Annotated in this window: 13 protein-coding genes and 1 pseudogene; 10 read left to right on the forward strand and 4 right to left on the reverse strand. The window is 58.3% G+C overall.

All coding sequences use genetic code 11. The features are described 5' to 3' along the window. The 3 genes from YS110_00005 to YS110_00015 are packed head-to-tail and all read left to right on the forward strand — an operon-like array spanning position 1 to position 1,922. Complete coding sequence (locus YS110_00005) at positions 1–1,191, forward strand: integrase arm-type DNA-binding domain-containing protein (GenBank protein ID UJB63261.1); 1,191 nt, start codon at positions 1–3, stop codon at positions 1,189–1,191. Between the two features lie 52 nt (positions 1,192–1,243). Continuing rightward, positions 1,244–1,609, forward strand: coding sequence for a type II toxin-antitoxin system RelE/ParE family toxin (locus YS110_00010; protein ID UJB63262.1), 366 nt, complete (start codon positions 1,244–1,246; stop codon positions 1,607–1,609). Continuing rightward, positions 1,602–1,922, forward strand: coding sequence for an XRE family transcriptional regulator (locus YS110_00015; protein UJB63263.1), 321 nt, complete (start codon positions 1,602–1,604; stop codon positions 1,920–1,922). The genes YS110_00010 and YS110_00015 overlap by 8 nt, the downstream gene beginning before the upstream one ends. 395 nt (positions 1,923–2,317) lie before the next feature. On the opposite strand, the gene YS110_00020 is transcribed toward YS110_00015, so the two are convergent. The 4 genes and pseudogenes from YS110_00020 to YS110_00035 all read right to left on the reverse strand — a co-directional run bounded on the left by YS110_00020 (position 2,318) and on the right by YS110_00035 (position 5,830). Beyond that, on the reverse strand, positions 2,318–3,364 hold the full coding sequence (locus tag YS110_00020; protein UJB63264.1) for an IS110 family transposase: 1,047 nt from the start codon (positions 3,362–3,364) through the stop codon (positions 2,318–2,320). A gap of 256 nt (positions 3,365–3,620) precedes the next feature. Then, a pseudogene (locus YS110_00025) lies at positions 3,621–3,842 on the reverse strand (transposase). A gap of 46 nt (positions 3,843–3,888) precedes the next feature. Next, the gene (locus YS110_00030) at positions 3,889–5,184 is read right to left on the reverse strand and encodes a hypothetical protein (protein UJB63265.1); all 1,296 of its coding nucleotides are present in this window, start codon (positions 5,182–5,184) and stop codon (positions 3,889–3,891) included. 325 nt (positions 5,185–5,509) lie between these two features. Beyond that, positions 5,510–5,830 (reverse strand): AlpA family phage regulatory protein, encoded by a 321-nt coding sequence (locus YS110_00035; GenBank protein UJB63266.1) that lies wholly within the window; start codon positions 5,828–5,830, stop codon positions 5,510–5,512. A gap of 302 nt (positions 5,831–6,132) precedes the next feature. Here YS110_00035 and YS110_00040 point away from each other — a divergent pair, with 302 nt between their 5' ends. From YS110_00040 to YS110_00070, 7 genes are all read left to right on the forward strand, one after another. Further along, on the forward strand, positions 6,133–6,975 hold the full coding sequence (locus YS110_00040; protein UJB63267.1) for a hypothetical protein: 843 nt from the start codon (positions 6,133–6,135) through the stop codon (positions 6,973–6,975). A 142-nt stretch (positions 6,976–7,117) separates the two neighbouring features. Further along, entirely contained in the window at positions 7,118–7,306 is a 189-nt protein-coding gene (locus tag YS110_00045) for a plasmid-related protein (protein UJB63268.1), read from the forward strand. After that, positions 7,303–8,889, forward strand: a complete 1,587-nt coding sequence (locus YS110_00050; protein UJB63269.1) for an N-6 DNA methylase — start codon at positions 7,303–7,305, stop codon at positions 8,887–8,889. The genes YS110_00045 and YS110_00050 overlap by 4 nt, the downstream gene beginning before the upstream one ends. Further along, positions 8,886–9,803, forward strand: coding sequence for a XamI family restriction endonuclease (locus YS110_00055; GenBank protein ID UJB63270.1), 918 nt, complete (start codon positions 8,886–8,888; stop codon positions 9,801–9,803). Before YS110_00050 ends, YS110_00055 begins: the two co-directional genes overlap by 4 nt. Positions 9,804–10,370: 567 nt before the next feature. Continuing rightward, entirely contained in the window at positions 10,371–11,582 is a 1,212-nt protein-coding gene (locus YS110_00060) for a DUF4338 domain-containing protein (GenBank protein UJB63271.1), read from the forward strand. 14 nt (positions 11,583–11,596) lie between these two features. Continuing rightward, a complete protein-coding gene (locus tag YS110_00065; protein ID UJB63272.1) occupies positions 11,597–14,449 on the forward strand; it encodes a hypothetical protein in 2,853 nt (950 codons plus the stop codon). A gap of 10 nt (positions 14,450–14,459) precedes the next feature. Beyond that, positions 14,460–15,530, forward strand: coding sequence for a hypothetical protein (locus YS110_00070; GenBank protein ID UJB63273.1), 1,071 nt, complete (start codon positions 14,460–14,462; stop codon positions 15,528–15,530). The last annotated feature ends 5 nt before the right edge of the window (positions 15,531–15,535 follow it).

Below are 15,535 nucleotides of genomic sequence, written 5' to 3' on the forward strand. Positions count from 1 at the left end.
ATGGTCAAAGCCAACAAACTCACTCAACTGCAAGCCACCAGGCTCAAGGAGCCCGGCCTGCATGGCGACGGTGCCGGCCTGTGGTTGAAAGTCACCGAAGGGGGCTCCAAGTCCTGGATCTTGCGCTACGCCTTCAACGGTCGTGAGCGCTGGACGGGGCTGGGGCCATACCCCGAAGTTTCCCTGGCCGATGCCCGCGACAAAGCCATGGCCTGGCGCCGTCAGGTGCGCCAAGGCATCGACCCCATGCAAGTCAAGCAGCAAGCCGCAGCGGTGGCGCGTGCTGAGCAAGCCAAAACCATCACCTTCGGCAGTTGTGCCGAGCGCTACGTCGAATCACACCGCTCGGGCTGGAAGAACGCCAAGCACGCCGACCAGTGGACGAACACGCTGCAAACCTACGCAGCGCCCATCATCGGCAAGATGGATGTTGCGCTGATTGAAACCGCGCACATCATGCGCGTGCTTGAACCCGTGTGGCACACCAAGGCGGAAACCGCCTCGCGCCTGCGGGGCCGCTTGGAAGCCGTGCTGGATTGGGCCACCGTACACCGGTACCGCACGGGAGACAACCCCGCCCGCTGGAAAGGCCACCTCGACGCCCTGCTGCCCGCACGCTCGAAAGTCGCCAAATCAAAGCACTTCGCTGCACTGCCGTGGCGCGACATGAAGCCGTTCATGGCCGAGTTGCGCAAGCAAACCGGCATTGGCGCGCTGGCGTTGCAGTTCACCATCCTTACCGCCGCACGCTCAGGCGAAGTGCGCGGCATGAGCTGGTACGAGGTGGACTTTGAGCACAGGCTGTGGACCGTCCCCGGCGAGCGCATGAAAGCCGGGAAAGAGCACCGCGTCCCGCTGTCGGATGCAGCCGTGCAACTGCTGGAGTCTTTGAAGGACACCAAACTGGCGGATACCGACATCGTCTTCCCCAGCACGCGTGACCACAAACCCCTCTCCGACATGACACTCACCGCCGTGCTGCGGCGCATGCAGCGCGACGACATCACCGTGCACGGCTTTAGGTCCTCGTTTAGGGACTGGGCGGCAGAAGCCACCGACTACCCCCAGGAAATGGCAGAAATGGCACTGGCGCACATCGTGGGCAACAAGGTGGAGGCGGCCTACCGGCGCGGGGACATGCTGGAGAAGCGGCGCGCGATGATGCAGGCGTGGGCCGAGCACTCGCTGTGAACGCCAGGCTCCATTCCCTTGACGGAATATTCCTTGGAGGCTATATTGAACGATGTCTTGGGACGTTGAGTACACCGATGAGTTTGAATCGTGGTGGGAAGGCTTGTCTGAGCAGGAGCAAGTGTCCTTGGCAGCTTCGGTCGCGTTGTTGGAGGAGCGTGGCCCATCACTCGGTCACCCCCACAGCAGTGGTATCAATGGCTCACGCCACGGGCACATGCGTGAATTGCGCACGCAACACGGCGGGCGGCCGTTTCGCACGCTGTATGCCTTTGATCCCCGCCGAATGGCAATTTTATTGATCGGCGGTGATAAGACCGGTGATGACCGCTGGTACGAAGTACATGTGCCAATCGCTGATCGGTTGTATGACGAGCATCTTGACCAGCTTCGCCGTGAAGGAGAAATAGATGGCTAAGAAGTTTTCTGAATTGCGGGCTGCCATGAGCCCTGAAGCGCGCACGCAGGCCGCTGAACTCGCGCAAACCATGCTGAATGAGATGCCACTGCACGAGCTGCGCCAAGCTCGGGGACTGTCGCAAAAGATGCTGGCTGACGTACTGCATGTGCAGCAGCCCTCCATCGCCAAGATGGAGAAGCGCACCGACATGTATCTCTCAACGCTACGTAGCCACATCCAAGCGATGGGGGGCGAGTTGGAGGTCATTGCACGGTTTCCAGATGGGGCGGTGAAGATCAGCAACTTTGCCGAACTGGGTGTGCAAAGTTGATACGCTGATGTGAAGACTGAGCAAGCGGATTGCAAATAGCCGATCGCTTCGCGCGGATAGGCGCCAGTAGGAGATTCGCAATGAATGGGAAAGCAAAGAGAGGGCTGCTAGGGAAGGTCTTACCTGGACGTCTCCAGAAGAGCAAGATTCGGCGGTGTGAAGGTCTGAAGGGTTTGCAGTCTTACATACGGCCTGTCGGTGCAGGGGTTTCGTCCTGCTGGCCCTGATGGCATTCGCGGGTGAGGATCCTGTCTGCATATCGGGCTTGATGCCCTTTATCCCTATCGGATTGCCCCCACCCCGGTTTGACCTGTTGACCCATCACATCGCTTGTTGCGTGCTCTCCTTCAAAACGGTTTCTTGGCGTTTGGTGTGTTCAGATCATCGTTGCGGTCTTAGGCTGCGGCGATGTCAACCGGATTCCATCTCACCGGGTCGAAGGTCTTGCCTTTGACAAGGACCGCCCAAGCTGTTCGGGCCAGTTTGTTGGCCAGTGCTGCGACCACTACGCTGTAGGGGCGGCGCAGTAAAAGCCGCTCGATCCAGCCGCTTCGCTGACTTCTGGCAATGACGGAGCGAGCACCGTGCATCAACATGGTCCTCACATAGGGGTCGCCGCGCTTGGAGATCCCCAACTGCCGGGTCTTTCCGCCGGTGCCAGTCTGTCGGGGCGTCAGACCCAGCCAGGCGGCAAACTGCCTGCCCGAATCGAAGCTGGACAGATCGGTCGCTGTGGACACCAAGGCTGTCGCGGTCAACGGACCGATGCCCGGGATGGCTTGCAGTGCCTGCATGTGCTGGTTCTGCTTGACCATCGAAGCCAGGCGTTTGTCCAACTGGTCGATGTCGTCCTGCAGACTGTCGATGCGACGCAGTTGATCCTGAACGCTGACAACCACCACCTCGGGCAGCTTCGCCTGTTCCTGGGCTTTGGCCAGTTCGTCGTGAATGTGCTTGAGCAACACGCGATGCCCCTCGGGCAGCACGATGCCGAACTCGTAGAGCAAGCCGCGCAACGCGTTGGTTTGCATGATGCGCACCTTCATGAGCTGAGCACGCATGCGGTGCAGGGTCAGACAGGCTTGCTGCTGCTCGTTCTTGACTGGCACGGCCTTGATGTGAGGTTGCTGGGCCGCGACCCAGATGGCCTGGGCATCACGGGCATCGGTCTTGTCGCGCAGGACAAAGGGACGGACATGTCTGGCAGGCAGCAGCTTCACTTCATGCCCCAGTGCCTGCAGCGTTCTGGCCCAATGGTGTGCACCGCCACAGGCCTCCATCGCGACAAGCGAGCTGTGACGATTGGCAAAGAACGTGGTAACCCGGTCACGCCTGAGTTTGTGTCGTGTGACCTCGCCGGTCTCTGCGTCCGTTACGTGCAGTTGGAACACGTTCTTGGCAATATCCATTCCGATGACTGGCAGCGTTGCGGTAGATTGCATGGTGGGGCCTCCGGTTCTCCAGTGGTTGCGACGAACTTCCACTTTGGCACTTTGATGCCGTTACCGCGAGGCCCCACTTTGTATCGATTCATGGGCCAGCGCCATCAACGGCGGTGTAGGTGGAGACGTCCATGCCATCTGCACGAATCAGGTGCGAGTGAGCTACACCCGTCCGTGAGATAAAGCCTGCCCCAGCAGGGCGCCAAAGCGCTGTCCACGCGCCGCCTGGGGGCGCAATTCCCCGATTTCGTAGGCATTACGCCCCTTGCACGCGCACCTGTCCCATGGCCAGCAATTTGTGCCTGACCATCCACAGGTTGGACAGGGCAAACAGCGTCACGATCTGCGCCGTGTTTTTCTTCAAGCCACGGTAGCGCACCTTCACATAACCAAACTGCTGCTTGAGCACCCTGAACGGGTGTTCCACTTTGGCCCGGATGCGTGCCTTGGTGCGCTCCAGTTGGTCTATCAGCGCATCCACAGGCTTACTGTGTTGCATGGTAGCCGCGCATGTCGCTACCGGGTTACTTCAAACCCGCACGAATATTGCCCAGCGTGAGCTTGCGTTTCACCTTAGCCTTGAGCTTGAGGGCTGGAGTCGCAGACACATCGACCGCTTCAGATACGGTGCGGCGTGCATTGCGACCTTGCTCATCATGCTTCGCTATCAACTGGCGTAACTGAGCCAACTTGCGTTTGGCCGTTTCGCGTATGAATACATAGTCAGCCAGATGTGCCAGGCGATCGGGGAGCACATAGCGGCTAGGGCACTGAAACCACGCCAGTTCGGGAATGCGGGCGTGCTCCGTCCACAGAATGTCGACATCGACGTCGAGCTTGTCCCAAAGCGCCTTCTTCACCTTCGAAACATATTGTTTGGACTTGCCGTCCAGGCTGGGGTAAGTCCCAGGGTCATGGGTGTCCCTCTTCGCTTGCTTATAGGCATCAAGCACTTCGGCCTGCGAGGGCGTCAGTTTTTGCAGATACACGGGCTTGGGCCACCGCTTGCGAAACTGCATGTCCAGGCCCAGCAGGGCACGTAGCGCATCAAACACCTTCTTCTGCATGGCGCGTGCGTTCTTCGTGCTCTTCCAACTCTTGAGTTCCGCGAACTCCGGGTGCTTGCTCAGCCACGCTGCCCCCAGCTTTGCTTCCACGCGCAGGAACTTGGCGCTCTCCGCGAACACCTCCTTGGCCACCGTCCCGGACAATGCACAGAAGGTCTTTTGGTCGGGTGTTGGTTTGTGCTTTACGTACGCAGTGAGCTTGAGACCGCCGGAGTGCTCGACATAAACCGTGCGAGAAGTGCCCTCATAGGCCGTCACCTTGGACAGGCCACGTTCACGGCGCATACGAACGGACGTCTGCAATGAGCGCGCGCGCAATTCCAACTCGCTGTTCATGTCATCCGCTGTTTTCCCCTGTGGGGCTGAAAGCAGGTACGTGAAGGTCAGGCTCTCAATCGTTGCGTGTTCTGGCCGGATGCGCCGAACCACTTCGTGCGGGCAGCCGTTCTGCACAAGGTAGTTCTGTAGCATGCGCAAGGCACAGCAGGCGGCCAGGAACACCAAGATATCCAGCAGCGCATTGTTTTTCACGGTGCAGGCGGGCATATTGATGCTCACCACATAGCCTTTCAGGTTGTACTCGCCATGCATTACCTCGCCCTTGGGGCGGATTTCATATTGAGCATCCGTCAGTGGCGATTTGACCTTTACATACGAAGTATGACGACGAAGTATCTCGCCGTTTTGGTTGGTCGTCTGCTTGACCTCGATTGGCCAGGAATTTGGATGCTGGCTTGTGTCGATATGGGACACGGAGAAAATAAGTTGAATTGAATCGCACATATTAAATATCTTCAGTCAAAATCTTGGTTGGTGTTGGCATAAGTTGATGATTGGCTATGTGTTATGAGCAATTGACTACTACTTGCATTACTACATAGCACAGGTACGTCAACCACATTCCTCATACCTCCGATTGTGTTGAACCACGCCCGCAATGCGGCCACACTGGCTGAGGCGCACGTAAACCGTGCTTTCCACTGCGCTCGACCAAAATTTCATAACACACCAAATTACGGTGCATTTTTTTGGTTGACAAATGCCAGCGTGCAAGCGGCTTTGGTTCACCGAATGGGGATTAAGAGGCTTGGGAGCCCCCATCCTTATTGAGCAACTTGCGCAAATCACCCACGTTCCAAAGAGCCATGCGACCGCCGAACTTCAACGGCGCGGGCCAACAGCCTTCCTTCACGCGGCGCCACACCGTGGCACGTGAACAACCGAGCAAAGCCATGACCACCGGCAGGCGGACATGCGCGGAGTTAGGCAAGTGATCGAAATCGCTCAGAGGCTTGGGCACCGCTGGTGCACTAGGGACACGAGGGGTGTTTACAGCGTTGGATGAATTGGTGGCTGCCAACGGGAAGGCGGCTGCGGCTGTGTTGTGGTTGTTGAACATGCGAACTCCTACAGCCATCGGGGCCACGAAATGTGGTTTCAACCGAGGCCACCAGTCGTTCACAGCAAAAAAAATCGCATTTAGCTTCTGCTCTGCAGAACGTAGCAAACACCCCTGAATTCGCTCTGTATCGTGCTAGTTGAGGTGGTTTTGTGGAGGATTCTGGAGGTCATGCTCGAGTTGGTTGATATGGAGGAATATGGAGGTAAGATGCGAGCGCTGACACACGCTCGGCGGTTGACTTCCATCCCCCTTGGGAGTGCTGTTTGATGGAGACAAGATGCCGACGCGAAAGGGACGAGATGCGCGATGAGGAAAGAGTTCAGCGGTCGCCCGTACTGGTTGACTGGGACGCCGCTGCTTGGTCATTGACAGAGGTCTTCAATGCCTTCCTGCTGCCGCAATGGGAGGCGATGGAGGGGCGGATTCACGACATCATTCGTGCGCTCAACCGAGATGCGCCATCCGCCAGCGAAGGCGCATTTCTCTCCGGGACGCATCAGGCACTGCGCGAACTGATCAAGCGCGACAACGTAACGATTGAAGTCGCAACGAAGCTGCATCCAGCCGTATGGCTTCGTCTGCTGCATTTTGTCGGTGAGCGGGCCGGGGTGCGCTTCACGTTACTGGCGGAAAGCTATTGCCAATGGCGTACATCGCACGGCCATGCAACGCTTTTTGTTAAACGCCAAAACCCTCAAACGCGGAAATGGCGAACTCGTACAGTGGATATATTCCTGCTTCAGGATATTTCCGAGCTAGATTTGAAGGTGACTTACAAATGGACCCTGGATACCAAGACTGATCGGACGGTAGAGCAGGCAACCGAAATTACGCGTGCGAAAGTTTTCAAGAAGGCAGTACTGGCCACGGAAGAGGCGCGGATGGCGAAAATCGGCAAGCAGGTGTGCCGCAATGTGGCCGAAATGCTGGCGCATTCTGACTGCCAACGCATTCCTGGCCTTTCACCAATGCGCTTTACCGTGCGTGCAAAGGCGTCACATGGGGAAACGCGTAAATATCAGTACCAAGGGAAAGCTTTGACGCTTGCTACATATCTGAAGAAAAGAAAAAATTCCCCAGTTTCTAGGCGTTCGGACGAGATTGTGGCGAAGGCTGTACGGCTATATGTAAAGTGTTCGTGAGTTTTTGGTGCCAGGGACGCCAGCGTGTTGGCCTGAGCGACAGTGCACGTCAGTCCCTGTGGCGAATTTTCTCTGTGTAGTTTGTCGGTCTGGTGCGGCATTGGTGGATACACGTTGTGTATCCATCTGGTAGCATGTCCCCATGCCACTGAAAGATTCCGGAATGCGCATTCGGGTCGAGAAAGACCTACGCGAAGCGTTCATTCGTGCCTGCCGCAGCCAAGACCGGGCTGCCGCTGATGTGCTGCGCGACTTCATGCGCGCCTTCACGGGGCAGCAGGCGCAAGGCCAAGCGGACTTGTTCATCGCATCCAAGAGCAAGCCACAATGAACATGCAAACCGAACAAGAGTTGCTGAGCCTGTGTATCGCCCTCATCGGAGAGCACAGTGGCCTGTCTGCGACCGAGCGCAAGCTCGCAAAAATGGCATCGGCATCGCTGCTCAAATCGCAGTCCGTCAAGGCGATCCGCCAAGCTATCGCGCGCGGCGCCGATCCATTGGGCGATGCATTCTCGTTGATCCGCTCCGCCGCCGAACGGCGTGCCGCCGGTGCGGTCTACACACCAGCGCCGATCGTCCAATCCATGATGCGCTGGTTGACTAACCAAGGCACTCCGGCCCGCATTGTTGATCCTGGGGCGGGTTCTGGACGGTTCATCTTGGCTGCAGGCGAAGCCTTCCCTGACGCACAGCTCGTGGCCGTTGAGATGGATCCGCTGGCCGCGTTGATGCTGCGCGCGAACCTGAGCGCACGTGGCTGGACCGAGCGGGCAACCGTGCTGGTCAAAGACTACCGTGAAATCAAGCTGCCCCGCTGTGCTGGCATGACAGCCTTCATCGGCAATCCTCCTTACGTGCGCCATCACGATATCCCCGAGGGATGGAAAGCTTGGTATGCCTCCCATTTCGCAGGGTTCGGTATCAAGGCCAGCGCTTTGGCAGGTCTGCATCTGCATTTCTTCCTGCAAACGCGCCTGCTCGCCAAGATGGGCGACGTGGGTGCCTTCATCACTTCCTCCGAATGGATGGATGTGAACTATGGTTCGGCGCTGCGTCGGCTGCTGCTCACTGAATTGGGGGGAGTTGCCCTGCACGTGCTGGAACCAACGGTAGAGGCTTTCCCTGGCACGGCGACGACGGCTGCGATCACCGGTTTTCGTGTTGGGGAGACGACTGAGCCAGTGCGCGTGCGATCCGTCAATGAACTCAAGCAACTGAACGGATTGACCAAGGGCACCGACGTTCCACGCGAGCGCCTGCACGCTGCGCCGCGCTGGTCGATCATCGTCCGCCCATCCGAGGCAGCCATGGCCGATGGCATCGAACTGGGTGAATTGTTCCGCGTACATCGCGGTCAAGTCACGGGCGCGAACGGCATCTGGATCGCGGGCGAGCATGCGGAGAGCCTTCCAGATCGCGTCAAGCTGCCTGCCGTCACTAAGGCCAAGGACTTGATCCAGGCGGGTGCGCATCTGCACTCTGCCGAACTCCTGCGCCGCGTGATCGACCTACCGGCTGAACTGGACGACTTCACCCAGGATGAGCGCCGGCGCATCAGCGCATTTCTTGCCTGGGCCAAGCTCAACGGTGCGGACCAGAGCTATATCGCGCAGCACCGCAAAGCGTGGTGGTCGGTCGGCCTCAAGGCGCCAGCACCGATCCTCTGTACCTATATGGCTCGCCGACCGCCTCAGTTCACACTCAACGCATGCGATGCGCGGCACATCAATATCGCGCACGGCCTCTACCCTCGGCAACCATTGGCTGATAACGTCATGGCCCGCCTCGTGGCATGGCTCAACACGAACATCAACACAGCGAACGGCAGAACCTATGCCGGTGGCTTGACCAAATTCGAGCCCAAGGAAATTGAACGCCTACGCATCCCTCGCCTGGAAACTCTCCCTGCATGACCAGTACACCGCCCCGTTGGACAACTGAGCAACTGGCCGAGGACGCCGCCACTGCCGCCGCACACTTTCGGGCCGAGCGCTTGGCTATTTCCGATTCCTGGGAAACGCATTACAAGCAAGCCCGTGGCAAGTTTGATCTGCTCTTCAAAAAGCTCAATGACCTCAATCAGGGAGCCATCACAGACGACAACCTTGCCGAGGCATATGGGCAGGGGCTCGGTGAAGCGCTTAGGTACTTGGCCGGTCCACCGATCTCCGATGACGATCTGCAAGTCATTGCCGATGTTGATTCGATCGCCCCAGGGGTCCTGAAGAAGAACCCCGAAGCGCTGCGCAAGGTCTTCGAGGTCATCGAACGCGTGATTGACCCGCAGCGGTTCCCGTGGATGAAGACCGGAAAGCCTCCGACGACACAACAGCGTGAAGCTGCATTGCTGGCCTCGTCCGTGCTCCTGGCCGCGCAGCGCATCGCAACCGAGCGACGCAATGAAGGGAAGGACAACCAGGAAACGAAGGTGAAGGACTACCTTCGCGATCTGGGCTTCACCGAGGCTCCAGCCGAGAAGATTCACACAATCGTCAGGGGGCCGCAGGCCATGCAGTTTTGCGCCGAATGCCAGCTCGGGGAGCGCAAGGCTGATGTCGTGGTGCGCTTGCATGACACGCGCCTATTGGCGATCGAGTGCAAGGTTTCGAACAGTGCTACCAATAGCGTCAAGCGGCTGAACAACGATGCGGCTGTTAAGGCCGAATACTGGATCAAGCAGTTTGGCGCAGCACAGGTGGTCCCTGCCGCTGTGCTGGCGGGCGTTTTCAAAGTGTTGAACTTGGAGCAGGCACAGGTGCGAGGGCTTTCGTTGTTCTGGTCACATGACCTTAAAAAGCTTGGTGCGTTCATCGCTTCAACGAAGTGAGCCGAAAGGGGGTGTGCTGCCAGGACACGTAACTTTCGTCGCGGATGCTTGGGAGGCTGTTCTAGGCTGGTTGCGGTCTTTTGGTCGATGCTCGGTGAGCGACCGCTTGCCGCCCTTCCTGCCCACAGGTTGCTTGGAATGGATGCCTAAAACATGCCTTTGAGAGGTTAGCTTACGCTGATGCGCGCCGCGGAAATGACAGTACGCACGCAATTCAAGGCGGGCTTCCGCCACGCCAAGCCCGGGGCGACGGGTACTCTCCGCGCTGCTCCTGCACCATCCTCACCGCGCGCTCATGCACCTCAGGCGAGAACTTGTTTGTCTTCTTCATGGCTCAATCCTCTCAGAGTGTTGAGCTTCCGCAAAAACCGGGGCGATTCACGACTGTGATGAACGCATGACTTCGCATGGAAGAGGGAGGGAGGCGTTGCCGAAGTCTTCGACCGCTGCCATTGACTTCAGAGCGCTTTGGCGATAACCCGTAGAGGTCCCCTTAATAGTCCTATGACAGGATATTGAGCGGTTACTATAAAGTCCGCGCCAATTGAGGCGACGGCGAGAACAACGATGACAGTTAAGAGAGCAGCAGCTGCATTTACGCCTGAGGCCCGCATCAAGCGACACCTTCGGCAGCACTTGGCAGACCTTGGTTTCACTAAGGACGAGAGTGGTGCGCTCACCCTGCCCGATGACTCCAAGGACACCGTTCGCGCTTTGCATCGCAAGCAGCGAGAGGACAAGGCTTCAAAAAATTCGTCCTTTGTCGCGCGATTCCTGCCGAGCCTGCGACAGTACTTCGCTTCGGGCGCAGACTTAGAACCCGAAAAAATCCGGCCGAAGCTGCAGTTGGTCACGGGAGATGGATTGGAGGCTCGTCTCTTCAGGCTTGCCGCTCTTACTTGGTCCGTTCCCGTGTCCGCTGGCTTTGGCCGCCGAATGCGATATCTCGTCTGGGACGAAAACAACGGAAAACTGATTGGCATTTTCGCTATCGGCGACCCCGTCTACAACATGGGCGTCCGGGATGACCACATCGGTTGGACCGTCAAGGACCGTGAGAAACGGCTAGTCAATCTCATGGACGCGTACGTGCTTGGCGCCGTCCCACCGTACAACATGTTGCTCGGAGGAAAGCTTGTGGCTTGCCTCATCCGAACACGCGATGTGTATGACGACTTCCGCGCGCGGTATGGTGGAACAGAGGGCATCATCTCTGGCGCGGCGAAGAACGCACGGCTGGTCGCCGTTACCACCTCTTCTTCAATGGGGAGGTCGGCCGTCTACAACCGGTTGAAGCTTGGCGAGACCTCGTACTTCAGTTCGATTGGATACACCGGCGGATGGGGGCATTTCCACATCCCTGACGACCTGTTTGAGGAGATGCGGAGCTACCTTCGAGGAATCGACCATGGATATGCGGATATGCATACCTTTGGCGAGGGGCCGAACTGGCGGCTGCGAACGGTACGCGCGGCACTCAACGCATTGGGATTCAAGGAAGACATCCTGAAGCACGGCATTCACCGCGAAGTATTCCTTTGTGAGACCGTAGGCAACAGCTTTGACATGTTGAAGGGAGCGGCGAAACGCCCAAAACTCGATGGCCTTCTTTCGGTGAACCAAGTCGGAGAGCTCGCTGTCCAGAGATGGATGATTGGCCGAGCTGGGCGTCGGCCTGAATACAGGGCGTGGAGCAATACCAGTCTCGGCGACCTCATACACCAAGGGTCAGTCACCGCCGCGGTTGAAGTGGGCGTGAGCAAAACAGAGAGCGCCTAGCGCCAGGCCGTCGCATGAAGTCCACGTTCTTGGAAGGTCTGCAAGCGAAGCTTGAGCGCCATTTTGAGCGGCTTGCGTCGGAGCGGCGGGACGTTGGGCTTCCTCTATTCGCACTCGAGCACGGCCTCGACAAGGAGCAGGTTTCAGAGCTCGGGGTCGGCCTACGTCGGCATATCGCGTTTGGGAATCGGCTTAATCCCATCTGGCTCGTTTGTGTGGTCTATGCGACAGAGATGGGCTACAACTTCGACGGCGAGGAATACTGGCAGTCCTTTGAGCGCCGGACGCCGCAATGGAAGCAAGAAATTGGTCGTCGAAACCTGTTGCGCAGCTTCTTTGAGAGATTTGGAGCCAAATTTGGAGGGGTATCTCCTTCGGGTCCTTGGGCTCGGCAGTTCTCCATCATCGCTTGGCCGATTACGCACGCTGTGCTACCAAAAGACCTCCAATCGCAGATGGCGCGAACTCTGTTCGAGTCACGGCATGAAATTGCAGAAGCTGCAGACCGTTCGGCATCTGTTCTAGGAGCACTGGTGGCGCGCTGCGCCGAGTGGCCGTCCTCTCGGTTCCGGAACTTCCTCGAGCAAGAAGAGTTGACGGGCCATATCGCTAGGGCTCTGCTCTTTCCAGATGACGATGACTTGGATGCGGTACTGACGACGAAGACGCAAGCTCGCATCATTGCTGACCTTGAAGCGTCTTGGGAGGCAAAGTCCTGGCTGAGGGAGGCCAGGAAGGTCGCAGGTGAAGTACGCATTCGCCTGATGTTTCGGCGAGCGGCCGACGTCTTGAAAGGGCGCAGACCGGACGGTCTAGACCCACGGGAGTCTGCAGAGGTTGCCTGCGTGACGCCCAAGGTGCTCTTGAGAAATCAGGCCGGCAAGTGGCAGGCGTTCGTGGAAATTCCGACATTCTCTGGATGGGCCCGGTCAAATCAACGTATTGACGGATTTGTCCGCCGCTCGCGATGCAAGGTCGCCGGAGGGGAGGACATTTGGCGGAGCAAGCGTTGGTTGCTTTTCGGCGCGCAACAGTGCCGAGTCCTTGAGTGGCCGAATGCTGGAGCCTCCTGGCTTAGATTTGAAGAGTGGGAGGAAGGGACGGTCCACGCAATTGATGATGTGTGTCGAGTCCAACCCAAGCCTTGGCTCTTCAAAGTTGATGACGACGGATGCGCCTTTCAAGCAAAGTGGAAGAGCGTCCGGCCCGGTTCAAAGTACCTTGTCATCCATTCGTCGATGTATGAGGAATGTGAGCATCTGTCCCCAGTTCCAATGGATGTCAAAGGAGGGTTCGGATACCTCCTAAGTGTTCCGGCCCAAGCCACCGATTCCTCGAGCAAATGCCTCAGTCTGTTAGGGCTTTCAACTGCAAGAATGCTAAAGGTCTGGCCGGCCGGGCTACCTCCACTTGGCTTTGGCCGTGACGACCTCCTCGAATGGGCTGAACAACATCCGCTCACGCTCGGCATCGAGCACGACGAGACATGCGAGTCGTTCACGTTGCAATTGGACGGCAAGAGCTCGGCATTCATAACCGGGGGACGCAAGGTCTCGTTCGTTGGGCTCGGAAAGCTCGCAGTCGGCGTTCATCAGGTCACCGTCGCGGCGTCATATAGAGCACCACAGGCAAAGGCCCATGTACGGACCCAAACGAGCCAGCGAGGGTTCTCTATCGTCGTCCGCCCCCCCGTCTCCGGCACAAGCAGTCGTGTCCATGCGCCCGTCTTGGTTGTGGCAACGGACCCCCATGAGCCTAGTCTGGATTCAATAATGTCAGGTGCTGCTGCGTGCACCGTTCATGGGCCACGCGGGATGGCGGTCGATTTTCATTTGAAGCTACAAAGCGGCTCTGGTGATGCCATCCACAGTGAGTTTCTCGGAACGTTGACGCTGCCGGTGAATCAGTCGGACTGGGGTCAATTGGTTAAGCGTCGCGACCATACTGACGTAGTCAATGAGGTCTATTTCAAGGCAAACGCTGGACTGCTGGTTGTGGATGCGCATGCCCTCGGCAAAGCTAGCATCGCCCTCAAGCACACTATGTCACCCGTCCGTTGGCACGTTTCTCGGGTATCGAAGCGAGTCCGGCTGAGCGTCGTTGATGATACGGACCACTCCCACCCTGTCCATGCGTATCGCGCCTGCTTTCAGCGACCTTCGTGCAGAAGCGACTCGTGGGATGGAGTGCACGAGCTCGATGTTGAAGGTGATGGCGGCCTCTATGTCGTATCGGTAAATGGCCACCGAAGCTCGGTTGTAGTCAATGCCCCGCCCGCCAAACTATCCTGGGACGACTGGACGCACAGTGCTCCAAAGCTGTCGGCCCACCTTACCTGCGCCCAAGAAGTTGGCGAGCTTCTCTGCTGGATTCGAGACTGGACGGACGCTAGGCTTGTTGGACCGCTTGCTGAGCACCGCCGAAACTCGGTTTTACGGGAGATGCACCGCCAACTCGTCGCCTCAATGTGCGATGTAGCGTGGTCACGGCTAGAACTGAATTTCCTGGACTCGAGCGGTTCAACCGAGGCGCAAGAGTCGCTTGAAGCATCTGTATGGCGTGGACACAACCCTTCCTTCGCCATCGGCATTGGGCGGAACGCGCGGTCCATCATCACGGATTCATTGGACGAGACCTGCGAGAAGTTTTTGCAACATGTAGGTCCATACTCAATTTGCAGCGACCAGCGCCTTTGCAAGTTAGCGCTCCGGATGGCCGTGGCCCCTCATCGATTTGCGGACTGGGCGGGCAGCGGGGCGTGCGCGCAGATTGACGAATTGGTCAATCAGAAGACCTTGCTCAAGGCTGCCCGCCTTCTAGCTTTGCTTAACGGTCCGCGTCGCCTGCTCGCTGCTCGGAACTGGTGAACAAATGACCATGACCTTGCTGACTGCAGACGCGGTTGTCGCGGAGGCGAGAAAGGGACTCGGCCTCCCGGCCGTCGCCGCAAGCGTCGCGGTAGACGACACCTTGCTTGCTCAGGTACTTCGGGCGGTAGCGTGGTCGCATTGTCCTTGTCAGCCCTTCATCCTTATGAGAGAGGCTGAGCGCCATTTGAACGGGCTAGTTCCGCCTGCGACGGATTTGGCAGACAGACTTTCCGCAGTCCTCGAGGCACTCATCGCGACTGGAGACCTTGTCGAACCGGGTCAGGTCACGCAGGCTGAATTCTTCTCACGTGGAGTCCTGTTCCCTGCGCCTCCATCGTTCGCGATGCTCTCTCAGGATGTAGCCCAACTTTTCGGGCTCGCGAATGAGGGGGGTTGGGGCGGCCTTCCTGACCTACATGGCCGCGTCGGCTATGACGGGGCATCGCAGCGCATCGTGGCAAAGCCTGGGGAAGAGCTTGCTGCCAAGCTACGCGCAGCGGGGCTGCGCGAGTTGTCAGTCAAGGCATGGCTGAAGGAGCCGCCAGCCGTCTCCGCCGCTGACCTGCTTTCTGCGGCGTTGGCGAAGATGAAGCTGGCCGAGCCTGGAGATGCCATCGGCGCTGACATGGAGGTCTTCGTGGCGGGCGGCGGCATCTATTCGAAGTGTTGGGTGCGGCCGTCGTGCCAGTCGGGCAACTTCATCGCGAAGCGGGCAAAGGCCTTTGGCGCTGCACAATGGATGTTAGTCTCACTTGACGCCGGGCGGCCCCTGCGCCTTGCGCACCTGCCATCGCCGGGAAGTTCATTGCGTGCGTGCGACGAAGCTTGGCGCCTTCAACTCGCCAAGGACGCGGTTGACGGAAGGCCACAGGCGTTCCGCCTGACCTTGCTGGGCAAAGTCGCCCACTTCGATTTGACGTTCCCAATTCCGCAGTGGGCGCATCGCCGCATGCTGGCGTTCGGCCGGCAAGTACCAAGTCGAAAGTGCATCTGCAGTTACGACATTTCAGAGGGCCTGGTGGCCGAAGCCTCGAGCTTTCTGGAGCGGCAGCTCTGGATGAAAAAGACAACGAGTTGAGGGAG

The organism is Acidovorax sp. YS12, assembly GCA_021496925.1.
In the GTDB taxonomy this organism is placed as follows: Bacteria; Pseudomonadota; Gammaproteobacteria; order Burkholderiales; family Burkholderiaceae_C; genus Paenacidovorax.

Bases quoted from the DNA above. Each gene is read 5' to 3' on its own strand.
- YS110_00005 (UJB63261.1), top strand. From the start codon at position 1: ATGGTCAAAGCCAACAAACTCACTCAACTGCAAGCCACCAGGCTCAAG.
- YS110_00020 (UJB63264.1), bottom strand. From the start codon at position 3,364: ATGCAATCTACCGCAACGCTGCCAGTCATCGGAATGGATATTGCCAAG.
- YS110_00045 (UJB63268.1), top strand. From the start codon at position 7,118: ATGCCACTGAAAGATTCCGGAATGCGCATTCGGGTCGAGAAAGACCTA.
- YS110_00040 (UJB63267.1), top strand. From the start codon at position 6,133: ATGCGCGATGAGGAAAGAGTTCAGCGGTCGCCCGTACTGGTTGACTGG.
- YS110_00060 (UJB63271.1), top strand. From the start codon at position 10,371: ATGACAGTTAAGAGAGCAGCAGCTGCATTTACGCCTGAGGCCCGCATC.
- YS110_00035 (UJB63266.1), bottom strand. From the start codon at position 5,830: ATGTTCAACAACCACAACACAGCCGCAGCCGCCTTCCCGTTGGCAGCC.
- YS110_00015 (UJB63263.1), top strand. From the start codon at position 1,602: ATGGCTAAGAAGTTTTCTGAATTGCGGGCTGCCATGAGCCCTGAAGCG.
- YS110_00010 (UJB63262.1), top strand. From the start codon at position 1,244: ATGTCTTGGGACGTTGAGTACACCGATGAGTTTGAATCGTGGTGGGAA.
- YS110_00065 (UJB63272.1), top strand. From the start codon at position 11,597: ATGAAGTCCACGTTCTTGGAAGGTCTGCAAGCGAAGCTTGAGCGCCAT.
- YS110_00050 (UJB63269.1), top strand. From the start codon at position 7,303: ATGAACATGCAAACCGAACAAGAGTTGCTGAGCCTGTGTATCGCCCTC.
- YS110_00070 (UJB63273.1), top strand. From the start codon at position 14,460: ATGACCTTGCTGACTGCAGACGCGGTTGTCGCGGAGGCGAGAAAGGGA.
- YS110_00055 (UJB63270.1), top strand. From the start codon at position 8,886: ATGACCAGTACACCGCCCCGTTGGACAACTGAGCAACTGGCCGAGGAC.